Here is an 11854-nt window from a genome sequence, read left to right as displayed (position 1 = left end):
GTGGGTATGAACCTGCCCCCAGCATTAACTACATCTTGCCTTGCTGCATAACTTCTTGCAGATGATGACGAATTTCGTGTGCTTGTTCAATTTCTGATTGCCGTAATTTTTGGAACAGTTCTACACAGGGTTGAGAATTAGCTTCCGACACGAGCGGTTTTAACCGCTGTGGATATTAAAATTGAAACCAGATTTTTGATTGGAACCTGGAAACCAACTCCCATTTCTGGGGTAATGTTAGCTAGATGCCTCCGGCACGCTGGCGCGAACGACCTGTTATAAGAGCTTGCTTGAGCTTGCAACACTGTTCCAGTGACCTTAGAACTGTTTAATCACAAGCGACAGAGCAGGGAACTAGCTACGTATTCCGGGGTGTCGTGACTCAAATAACGGCTACCCTTAGACTAGGCTCAGGGTGGTCTGGTCAGTACGGCTTGCTTGATTTCTCTTACAAGCCCAGTCCCTTTAGGGTTGGGTTACTGACAAGCTTGAACTGCTACCGATTCAGTATGCAGCACACTAATAAAATCAAACTCTAAGTTACTAATGGGTTCTTGAGTTTTGGTTTTAGTCATTTTTCGACTCTGTTGGTTATTTAATTAATTTCTACTTATTCCCTGAGATTTATTCATCTGTCTAAAAGCTGATAAAATCCTCTGTTGTGAGTAGAGACGTTTTGTCAAAATGCCGCTACTTATTTAATTTTCGCGCTTCTTGTAATAACTGCTGGGAATTTTTCACCCACTGCAAATTACCTTGAATATTATATAAATCTCTGGCATATTGGAAGACTTGCACAGCTTCTTTATGCTGCTTTAATTGCATAAAAACTAACCCTGCACCATAATAAGCATTAGCATAATTAGGGTTAGCTGCGGCTGATTTTCTGAAAGCTGCTAAAGCTTCGCTTAATTTACCCTGGTTAAATAAAATTGAACCAAGATTATAGTGTGCTTCTGCGTATTTAGGATTGATTTTAATTGCTTGATTAAAAGCTGCTTTTGCTTGCTCAATTTTCCTTTGTTGCAAATAACAGATCCCTAAATGATAGGCTGGTTCAGGAGCATTTTGACTCATTGTTCTGGCTTTTTGAAAAGAGGCGATCGCACTTTCCCAATTTTTTTCCTGTTCCTTAACTAACCCCATGTTATAGTGGGCAAAACCCAGATTTGGATTTAACTTCAAAGCCTGATTTAAATAATCTTGCGCCAATTTTAAATTATTTCCTTCTAATAACGCTCCACCTAAATTTGCAAAAGCTAAAGCAAATTGAGGATCGGCTTGGGTAGCTTGATAAAAAGCATCTGCCGCAGGTTGTAACTGTCCCGATTGTCGTAGTGCTAAACCCAAATTATAGTGCGCTGCTGCTAATTTAGGATCTAGTTTAATAGCTTGACGAAAAGCGGTAATTGCTGCTTCTAATTGTCCTAGTTGAATTGCTTGTAGTCCTTGATTTAACGATTCTGTAGCTGCTTTGCTATTTGAGTTTTGTGCCAGTATTAGAGTAGGGGGAGAATTGGAAAATACGGGTTGAATATTAATACTTAATAATAACAGACTGATTATCCCCAAAATAGGATATTTAATTAATGGTAATTTCATGGATTTATTTCGCGCAATCTCTCTTAGAGATCCCGCAGGGTAGGCACAAAGGAGCAAAGACGCAAAGGAAGATCAGGAAAAATCAATGTTGTTCTGGTAAACTTGGACTTTCGATAATTAATCATAAGACCTCGCGGTAAGTGGGAAACGAGCGCGTCTTTAGACCTGAGAGGGAAGCGACACGAGCGATTTTAATCGCCGTGGTCTTTTTAATTGGCATAACTATATCCATCCTTTTTATGAGTTGCTAAACAATATTTGTGACTAATTCCTTGAACTAATCCGCTATTGGTCGAGATATTAAAAGTTCCACTAGTTCTAATAGCAACTCTCCCAAAATATTCACCTACTTTCTTGCCCGCTGTTACTACTGCTTTTACAATGTCGCCAGTTTGAAAACCTTTAACAAACTTAAACCGTGGAACGTATCTAGAAGGAAAACCAAACTTGTCTGTTCTACAAGATTGTCTAGAACCGTGACCATTAGCAGCAATCAACAATGGTTTAATCCCCTTGATGGTTAGAATTGGGGTTGATTGACCAACACAAGCCGCATCAATCCAGTGAGTTTTTGCTAGATTTTGTTGACTACGATTAAACTTTGTTAAACCTCCTGAACCTGTTTCTACTGGTAGTCCTGTATCTTTCAAAACTCTAAATAATGCCCATCTAGTCGCGTTTACTGCGGCTGCATCAGCCAAAGGACGTTTAGCTTGTTTCAAGATTTTCTGTAATCTTGTTGGGTCTTTTTTGAGGAAGTCTTTAATATCCTTAGTTCCTTTTTTGGTATTACATTTCTCGCAACTCAATGTCAGATTTGTAATTGAATTACTACCTCCTTTTGCACGAGGATGAATGTGTTCTACTTGGAAGGGAACGTCTTTCACTCCACAGTAGGCACATTGTCTATTCCACTTTTCTAGTAAGTATTCTTTAGTTTCGTAACCAGCAAGAGTACCTTGCTGATACTCCTTACCTTGAATATCAGGATTAGCCATTAACTGCATATCAAACCGTACCAATTCTTGACTAATAGCTTCAATTGGTGCGAATTTCCGTAACTTCTTAACCCAAGTTTTGATGTTCTCAACTCGACTTTGTAAACTTGGTGCTAACCATCCATTTGGACGGGTTCTATTCAAGAATCTTGGTTGTCTATAACGGGTTTTCCTGGCACGTCTAGAACGTCTTAGTTGTCGTCTAGAAGTTAAAGCATCTCGAATTACAAAACCTCTATGCTTTAATTCGGCTGCAAATACAACCTCTCCAGTCGAGTCGTTAACTAATGCCATTCCTGTGAATTTTGCACCAGGGTCAATCTTTAATCTTAGAGGTGATACTGGTGAATCTGGACGTGATTCTTTGAGGATAATTGTGAATGGGAATTGTCTGAATACGGCTGCTTTTTTGTTTCTTAATAGTTGTCTAGCTTGCGCTGGATGAATTGGATCTAATGGTCTTTTGTTTGTGTCTAATACTAATGTTTTGGACATAAGTCCCTCCATTTCTGGGTAATGTTAGCTTCGACCTGTTATAAGAGCTTGTTAGGCTGTAAGCACTGTTTCAGTGACTTTAAAACTGTTTAGCTTACAGCGACAGAGCGGGGAACTAGCAACGCATTCCGAGGTGTCGTGACTCAAATAACGGCTACCCTTCGACTACGCTCAGGGTGGTCTGGTCAGTACAGCTTGCAATTTCTTACAAGCTCAGTGGCTTTAGCCCTGAGTTACTGACTCAGTTTAAAAGGATTTGTAAACTTTACACCCTCAACAGTTGCACCTGATGGAAAATCTTCACTGTAAATTTCTTCAATTTGATTGAGTCTTGCTGTTGCCCAAATTTGCGCGTCCCAAAAACTAAAGTTATGGGTTTCTAGTCCACGAATCGCTTCTAGGGAGATTAATTTTGTCATATCAACAATATGGCAAATAGCTAAGTAGTTACGCATTCGCACCAATGCCTCAGCAGGAGTTAAAAGCGAGCGTCTAGTGCGGGTTGTAGCCATAAAAAACTCCCCTATCACCTGGGTACTAATTACTGCTTTCCCCGAACGAATTAACCTATCAACAACTGCGATCGCTTGTTCCTGTTTTGTGGTATCTAATGGATCGTAGATGTACACTAGAATATTAGTATCAATAAAAACTCTACCGTTCATAAAGGTCTTCCCGCTTCCAGTCTCTACCTCCAGCTTGAACAGGTCGAGTTTTGATTTGTGCAATAAATTCTCTTTCGGCTTCCCACAGTGAGATATCGGTTTGGGGGACAGTGATTTCACCAAGATGAAGGTCAATGGCTTGACGGATAATCTCGGCTTCACTTATACCTGTTTGTTGTGCAATCTCTTTGAGTAGATGTTCTTGACGTGGTTGGATATAAATCTGCTTGCGAATTTTGGTTGACACAATTTAGAAGTATATTTAGTGTATACATTACATTATACATTATTTATGGGAAAATTGTGATGCCTTCGTTAATTGAGGTGTTAGTTTTTTCCCTTGGAAGATCATCTGTAAAAACTTCTGGAAAAGCAAACTAAGCTCCTAATTTCTGTACCTAACTCAGATGAAATATGCTGTAAATTCTTCCTTATGTTATTCCAAAATTGTCGTTATCGGTTCTGAAAAGGGAGGAATACCTATTTTAATTCAGCCAGAGTCAGGAGTATCAAAACCTTAAAAGGTTCTCTATTTTTGGACTTTACTTTTCGTTACATATTACTCTTCGAGAAGCCGCTCCGCGTCTACGGTTTTTTCCGTTCACCTACTTAATTGATGTTGCTTAAAATCATAAATTACAATTCTGTATAAGGGTAAAGCATCATGCTAAACCCCTACAAAATCTAACTACAACTTTGTTCCACAATCAGAACAGAAATTATGGTTAGGTTGGTTTTGAGTCCCACAATTGCTGCAAGAAATTGATTCAACTGCGGTTCTTGGTGTTGGCTTAGGTAAACCAACCATTTGCGAGTTATTCTTACCAGGCGCTACCATGGGATAGCAATTTTCATCTCTGGTAATGTGGACATTCACAATTACAGGGCCATTGTGTGCCAGCATTTCGGCAATTTTATCTGCCAATTCTTCCCGCTTAGTAATTACCATCCCCTTGATGCCATAAGCCTGTGCTAAAAGCTCAATATCAGGCATTCCGACTTCCATGTTAGAAGATGAATAACGCTGTCCATAGAAGGCTTCCTGCCACTGCCGCACCATGCCCTGCCAACCGTTATTTAAGATCAAAGTCTTGACATTAATGCCATATTGTGCTAACGTTCCCAACTCCTGCAAACACATTTGGAAACTGGCATCACCGCTGATACAGATTACTTCTTCGTCCGGGAATGCCACCTTTGCACCCATAGCCGCAGGAACACCAAAACCCATTGTTCCTAAACCCGCACTAGAAATCCAGCGTCTTGGACCATTTTTGAGGAATTGGGCTGCCCACATTTGATGTTGACCAACATCTGTAGTATAAAATGCGTGGGGGGCTTGACTACCAACTTCAACAATTACCTCTTGAGGAGAAATGCTGTCGGCATGATGGGGGACAATCAGAGGATAATCTTGTTTCCAACTGTTAATTAAGTTTAACCATTCTTGGTTTTGGTTAGGTGTGGCTTTGGTATTTGCGTCTTGACATCGCCGTAATAAGTCTTTTAAGACGTTTTTGACATCCCCCACAATGGGAACTTGGGGAACGCGGTTTTTACCGACTTCTGCGGGGTCAATATCAATGTGAATGACTTTGGCTAAAGAGGCAAATTCGTCTAATTTACCTGTCACGCGGTCATCAAATCTCGCCCCAACACAAATTAATAAATCGCAATCTGTAACGGCAAAGTTAGCGTAGGCTGTGCCGTGCATTCCCAACATTCCCAAGGACAGGGGATGATGTTCATCAAATGCACCGATACCCATTAAGGTAGTAGTGACGGGGAGATTAAATAATTCTGCCAGTTGTTTGACTTCTTCGTGGGCATTAGCGGCGATCGCTCCTCCCCCAACATACAACAATGGGCGACGACTTTCTCTAATTAATTGAATTGCCGCATTAATTTGGCGCGGATTTCCCTTGACTGTGGGACGGTAGCCAGGTAACTTAATTGAACCCGGTGCCACAGGCACATAATCAAATTCTTCTAACGCTACATCTTTGGGAACATCAATTAAAACAGGTCCAGGTCTACCAGTGCTGGCAATGTGAAAAGCTTCAGCCACAATCCGCGCCATATCTTTGGCATCACGGACTACATAAGAATGCTTAACAATGGGTAAGGTAATTCCATAAATATCTGTTTCCTGAAAAGCATCTGTACCAATGGAAGCTCTTGGTACTTGTCCCGTAACCACAATCATGGGGATAGAATCCATGTAAGCCGTAGCAATACCCGTAACTAAATTGGTTGCCCCAGGACCGGAAGTACCAAAGCATACTCCCACTTTACCAGTAGCACGGGCGTAACCGTCGGCGGCGTGGGAAGCACCTTGTTCGTGTCTAACTAAGATATGCTTAACATTACCCCCAGCTTCTATTTTATAGAGGTCATCATAAATCGGTAGAATCGCACCACCGGGATAACCAAAAATATGCTCAACACCATGACGGATAAGACTATCTATCAACGCGAAACCGCCAGATGCCCGTTTTGGTGAGGGAACTGACGAATTAGATACGGGAGACTGCTGATTATTTTCAGATTTTGGGAGACTGATTTGAGAAGACGAAACCACAGTTAACCTCAAAGTATAGCTAAAATTAACGCTTAGATTCTGTATTTAAAACTTCATTTTAATGTAAAAATTCTCACAATTGCAGAGAAAGCCGGATTTATTAGCGTTAAGAATGGATTATGATTGTACAATTTTTAGATCACATCTTGCAATACCCGCCGAGTATTTTGCCAAGTCCAGACACCAACAGCCCCGACAACTATACTCATTCCCAACAATACCGCTGATAATCCAAAGGCATTAACTAGCTTTGTGGTAATTAACAAGGGTGCTGTAAGAGCAATATTAATGGCATGATTTTGAAAGCCAAATACCTTACCGTGCATTTCTGGTGGTGTTTGTTGTTGAATCAAAGTTTGCATTGGCACGTTGACAAAAGCTGCACCCACGCCTAAGAAAATACAAAGTCCTAATGCTAGGGGTTGGTTATCAATAAAAATGAATAAACCTAATGAAACCGCCATCATCAAAAATCCGATTAAAGGCAAGGGTTTATGATGGAGACGATGACCAAAATTCCCCAAAATAGCCGCACCTATTACCATACCCACCCCAGCCGCAGCTACGAAAGAGCTAAATTCTTCTGGTGCTAAATGTAACCTAGCCGCCATACCAATGGCTAATTCTATCAGGGCGGCAAATACGCAGTATAATGTAACTATTTGTAGCATAGCATTCCATACCAGCCGATTTTGTTTGAGATAGCGTAGTCCTAACAAAAATTCAGCCCAGGGATTAATTGCGGCTGTTTCTTCGTGAATCCGTTTGTGTTCTTGAAACTGAATCGGCATCATAATCACGGCAGAAATTAGATATAAGCAGCCAACGACCAATTCTTTACCAAAGCCCTTATTAAAGGTTTCAAACCAATTCAACATCGGAGTAGCCACCGCATTACCAATAATTAATGCAGCCATCATTGTGCTGCTAAATAAGGCATTGGCAGCCATTAAACCTTCTTTTCTTACCAACAGGGGAATTGAAGCCTGTTCTGCTGGGGCAAAAAACTGGGTAACGGTGGAGATAGAAAAGGTGAAGAATAAAAGTATCCCAAATTCTCGTGGCAGGAAGGGAATTAACAGCATGAATATCCCCCGTACCACATCTGAACCCACCATAATCAGTTTTTTTGGCACACGGTCAACGATCACACCACCGGCAGAACCAAACAATATTGCGGGTACGGTAAATGCCATATACAAATAGAAGCGTGCATCACCGCCTATCTGATTCGGGGGTAAATAGAGTTGCAGTAAGGCAATCATTAAGACAAAGAATACCTTATCAGCTAATTGGGAAATTAGTTGACCAATCCACAGGAGCATAAAACCCCGGTTTTTCAGCAGTCCGGTAAAACCGTTATTAACAGCAGTAGGTTCAGTGGGAAACATCAGATACTTGGGAATGGGGAATAAATAGTCACTATTTCTCTTTATAGCGTTCTAAGAGGAAATTGAGAAATTCAGATGCACTGAGGTAGTTTTTGGTGGGAGAGAACCCCAATGATGGATTTACCCATTGGCCTGGGACAGATTGGGGGGAATGCCACATTGATAAATGGTCAACTGCTGGCTCGGCATAAAAGTTGTTTTCTCCCATACCGAGATAAGCTGAAGTCCAATGGGTGTAATAATCATGACTTAAACGATGAATCGGGAAATTGCCCGCTAGAGGGACTCCCCAACCATCAATAGCAATGAAGGCTTGCACATGACCGCCCAAAAGTTGCCACGCTGTGGCTGCACCTATGCCTCCAATTACACCAGCACTAAAACATAAGAATATAACAGGCGATTTTAACTTATTACCGAGGCGATTGTGCAAAAAATGTAAAATATGAAATGTTGATAAAGTTAAATAACCCTGTTCAGGATAAACCAGTATATCTACGGAGTTTTGATGACTTTGATTCAAGCACCCTTGGATAAAGCTTTTAGTTAATTCTGGTTCATGGATTCCCGGACAAATAATAATGGGCATTTATTTTTTATCTTTGAAAAGTCTGCAAAAAATTAAAGGTATTTTCGCGCAAAGACGCAAAGGAGCAAAGACGCAAAGAAAGAGATTAACTCAGATTGTGGTCTAATACATGAAAACTGCTGTAAGAATATATTACATGAGTGGTATAGTATTGACCTATTTATTCCTTGATAATGAGTTTTGGGACAACTTTAAACAACTGCCTAAATATGCTAACTAACAATTTATTAAATCTCCCTCTCATGGGTTGCGGTACTTGGGCTTGGGGTAATCAACTACTCTGGGGGTACGATGAAAGTATGGATAACCAATTACAAGAGGTTTTTAATCTCTGTATTGGCAATGGTATTACATTATTTGATACGGGTGATTCCTACGGTACTGGCAAGTTAAAGGGACGCAGTGAGTTACTTTTAGGAAAATTTGCCCAAGCATATCAAGGCTTAAATCAAGAGCATATTTGCATTGCTACTAAGTTAGCTGCATACCCTTGGAGATGGACTAGAAATTCAATTATATCAGCTTGTCATGCCTCGGCAAAAAGATTAGGACGCAATGTTGATTTGGTGCAAATGCACTGGTCTACTGCTAATTATGCACCTTGGCAAGAGGTGGGTTTATTAGATGGTTTAGGTGATTTATATGAGCAAGGTTTAGTTAAAGGTGTGGGTTTATCTAATTATGGTACAAAACGACTTTTATGGGTACATAAAAGATTTCAGGAAAGAGGTATACCGATTAAAACTTTGCAGGTACAATATTCGCTTTTATCTACTTATCCTGTGACGGAATTAGGTTTAAAGGAAGTTTGTGATGATTTGGGAATTGCATTAATTGCTTATAGTCCTTTAGGGTTGGGTTTATTAACCGGGAAGTTTTCGGAAAATGGCAGTTTTCCTAAAGGTATTCGCGGTTTTTTATGTAAGCAGCTATTACCAGGAATGAAGCCGCTTTTAGGCTGTTTGGGAGAAATAGCAAATACGAGAAATAAAACTATGTCTCAAGTGGCTATTAATTGGTGCATTAGTAAAGGCACAATTCCCATTCCTGGGGCTAAAAGTTTGAAACAAGCAAAGGAGAATATTGGGGCTTTGGGGTGGGTTTTGAGTGATGGTGAGGTGGTAGAGTTGGATAATGCTGCTGATAGGGTAGAGAAGAAAATGGTGCAGAATATTTTTCAGACAAGGTGAGATAAAAACAAATATCTAAAAAATAGAATAATGTTAATGCGTCCTAATCCACTATTTATTAGTAATACTGATTGTGGGTCACACTACTATATATATTTTTGTAAAATTATTTGCCAAGCTTGAATATGAGAATCTTTAACTTCTGTTGAATTTTTAGCATCTTTTACTAATTCTTCTGTATATGTTTTGATAAATTCATGATAATCTTCTATAAAACGCAGGTAATATTTTAAGGTGTTCACAATACCATTAGCAATAATTTCTAACCCACGTTCTCTTTTAATTTTCAAAATCAATTCATTAATATATTTTTCTTCATCTTTATTAAGAAAACAGTCTTTGTATGTAGTTAGAATATAATACCTTTTTATTGTTGTATTTGCAGATTTTTTTACTATATCTAATATCATATTTCTATCAATAGGAATATTGTGTTTTATCTCTAATATTTCAAAGGGATTGTTATGGTTATCCCTTATTTCTATATCACCATAACCATGTTTATCAGCAGAAGTATGAACATTTAAAGGTAGTAATACTTTATTTTCAAATCTGCGGACAGTTTTAAATATTTGTTTATAGATAGCAAAAATTACAATTACTGGTAATCTAGAACTTAAAGGTTCTTCAAAATGTCTTTCTACCATTTTCAGCACTGTATTAATATTGATAATATTTACAGAATTAACAATTTCTAAAGTTTCTGTAAAAACTATTTCTTGAGATTGGGAAATAAGATATAATTGTGCTAAGATATAAACTAAACAATTTTCAATATCAATTGTTTGATTTTCAATTTTATCAATTAGTTGTAAAAAAGGTGTAACTAAGCTTTTACTCCTTAATGGTAATTTAAATCCCTCCTCAAAATTCCAGATAATGTCTGCGCGTGTTGCTTTAGTTAAAAAACCAGTTTCCTTATTAGCATATCTTGGAAAATATTCTTTAAAGAATGGAATAGTTACTTTGTTATCAAGTCCTCTAGCATAATATCCATTAGGAAATTTCTTTTGATGTAATCTGATATCTTGCTCTGGTTTAATTATTTTCTTGAGTAAACTGGTAATAATTACCTGAATTAAAGATTTATCGGTTTCTATTTTTTGAATAAAAATATCTACACAAGTTCTTATTTCTTGATCAAATTCTGTAAATGATTGATTTTTAACTAATTCAAGTGCTTGCTGATAGCATTTCTCTAATGCGGCAATTTCTTGACTATATTTATTTTTATTTTTCATATAAATAATTCCTGCTGCTGAGAATCAGATTCTTCCATACGGTTATTAGCTAAGTTTACATAATCAGGATTGATTTCAATTCCTAAATAATTTCTATTTAAATTTCTAGCTGCGATACAAGTTGTACCACTACCACAAAAAGGATCAAGGACAAAATCACCTTGTTGAGTTAATAATTTAATCAGTTCTTGAATAATATACATCGGATAAACTGCTGGATGATGATTATTTTTAGTAATCTCTACCGGACTTTCAATAATGTCTTTTTTCATCGTGTTTCCTAAAATTCTAATAATAGTAAAACCATTATTCTTGATTTGGTTATTTCTTCCTCCATCTTGTCCACCATAAGCTAATTTATGTACACCATGAATTTTCATTCTAAATCCTTCAATTTCTCCATTGTGTACTGCTAAAATAGCTTGATTTAATGCTTTAATAGCATTATTTTTTTGTTCTTCACTTAAATCAGAATTTTTGATTAATTCCACATATTTTTTACCTAATTTATCAGAGGGTTTACTTTTAACGCTTTTGTTAAAACTATCCAAGTGTTGTAAATAATTATCCAAATTAAAATAATAATCTTTTGATTTAGCAAATATGAAAAAAGGTTCTGTAGCTTGTATTAATTTTCTTTTATCTTGACGTGGTGTAGGATTGAGTTTTGACCATGTAATTTGATTAATAAGAAAAATATTTTGATTTTGGGTGGCTTGAATTGCAAATTTATAAGGAATTAGAGATAAACTTCCGTTGATATATTTATCTCCTAAATTAAAAACTATTACTCCAGTTTTTTTTAAAACGCGCACACATTCCCCAAAAACTGTGAGGATATTTTTTAAATATTCTGATTCAGTTGTTTCATTACCAATACCTAAATCACCATTTCCATAATTACGTTGCTGAAAATATGGTGGTGAAGTAATGATTAAATCAAAAGTATCATCTTCTATTTGTTTGAGTACAGATAAATTATCCCCAAGAATAATTTTATTTTTGAGGTCTGATATTGCTCGTAATTTCATGTGACTTTATGCAATTTAAATTTAATCTCTAATTATGTATTTCAGTGTAACAGGTTTTGTATTTTTTAAAA

At 37.7% G+C, this 11854-nt stretch carries 11 protein-coding genes; 1 reads left to right on the top strand and 10 read right to left on the bottom strand.

Features of this window, described 5'->3' with window-relative positions:
• Nucleotides 1–28: 28 nt before the first annotated feature.
• The 8 genes from ANA_RS28270 to ANA_RS15835 form a co-directional block, all read right to left on the bottom strand.
• A complete protein-coding gene (locus ANA_RS28270) occupies nt 29–151 on the bottom strand; it encodes a hypothetical protein (RefSeq protein WP_256369731.1) in 123 nt (40 codons plus the stop codon).
• A gap of 539 nt (nt 152–690) precedes the next feature.
• A complete protein-coding gene (locus ANA_RS15865) occupies nt 691–1602 on the bottom strand; it encodes a tetratricopeptide repeat protein (RefSeq protein ID WP_015081055.1) in 912 nt (303 codons plus the stop codon).
• A gap of 209 nt (nt 1603–1811) precedes the next feature.
• Nucleotides 1812–3095, bottom strand: coding sequence for an RNA-guided endonuclease IscB (gene iscB / locus ANA_RS15860; protein ID WP_015081054.1), 1284 nt, complete (start codon nt 3093–3095; stop codon nt 1812–1814).
• 233 nt (nt 3096–3328) lie between these two features.
• Complete coding sequence (locus ANA_RS15855; protein ID WP_015081053.1) at nt 3329–3760, bottom strand: PIN domain-containing protein; 432 nt, start codon at nt 3758–3760, stop codon at nt 3329–3331.
• Nucleotides 3750–4007 (bottom strand): ribbon-helix-helix domain-containing protein, encoded by a 258-nt coding sequence (locus ANA_RS15850; protein WP_015081052.1) that lies wholly within the window; start codon nt 4005–4007, stop codon nt 3750–3752. Before ANA_RS15850 ends, ANA_RS15855 begins: the two co-directional genes overlap by 11 nt.
• Nucleotides 4008–4448: 441 nt before the next feature.
• Nucleotides 4449–6341, bottom strand: coding sequence for a biosynthetic-type acetolactate synthase large subunit (ilvB, locus tag ANA_RS15845; protein ID WP_015081051.1), 1893 nt, complete (start codon nt 6339–6341; stop codon nt 4449–4451).
• 134 nt (nt 6342–6475) lie between these two features.
• Complete coding sequence (locus ANA_RS15840) at nt 6476–7732, bottom strand: MFS transporter (RefSeq protein ID WP_015081050.1); 1257 nt, start codon at nt 7730–7732, stop codon at nt 6476–6478.
• Nucleotides 7733–7763: 31 nt separating this feature from the next.
• A complete protein-coding gene (locus ANA_RS15835) occupies nt 7764–8321 on the bottom strand; it encodes a hypothetical protein (protein WP_015081049.1) in 558 nt (185 codons plus the stop codon).
• A 209-nt stretch (nt 8322–8530) separates the two neighbouring features.
• Between ANA_RS15835 and ANA_RS15830 the strand changes: the two genes are divergently transcribed.
• Nucleotides 8531–9511 (top strand): aldo/keto reductase, encoded by a 981-nt coding sequence (locus ANA_RS15830; protein ID WP_015081048.1) that lies wholly within the window; start codon nt 8531–8533, stop codon nt 9509–9511.
• A gap of 86 nt (nt 9512–9597) precedes the next feature.
• On the opposite strand, the gene ANA_RS15825 is transcribed toward ANA_RS15830, so the two are convergent.
• Both ANA_RS15825 and ANA_RS15820 read right to left on the bottom strand, forming a co-directional pair.
• Nucleotides 9598–10752: a hypothetical protein gene (locus ANA_RS15825; protein ID WP_015081047.1), complete on the bottom strand. Its 1155-nt coding sequence runs from the start codon at nt 10750–10752 to the stop codon at nt 9598–9600.
• Nucleotides 10749–11783 (bottom strand): DNA-methyltransferase, encoded by a 1035-nt coding sequence (locus ANA_RS15820; RefSeq protein ID WP_015081046.1) that lies wholly within the window; start codon nt 11781–11783, stop codon nt 10749–10751. Before ANA_RS15820 ends, ANA_RS15825 begins: the two co-directional genes overlap by 4 nt.
• Nucleotides 11784–11854 lie beyond the last annotated feature (71 nt).

This window comes from Anabaena sp. 90, assembly GCF_000312705.1.
Classification (GTDB): domain Bacteria; phylum Cyanobacteriota; class Cyanobacteriia; order Cyanobacteriales; family Nostocaceae; genus Dolichospermum; species Dolichospermum lemmermannii.
Note: the sequence above shows the minus strand (reverse complement) of the source record. Positions and strands in the feature narration are given on the sequence as shown.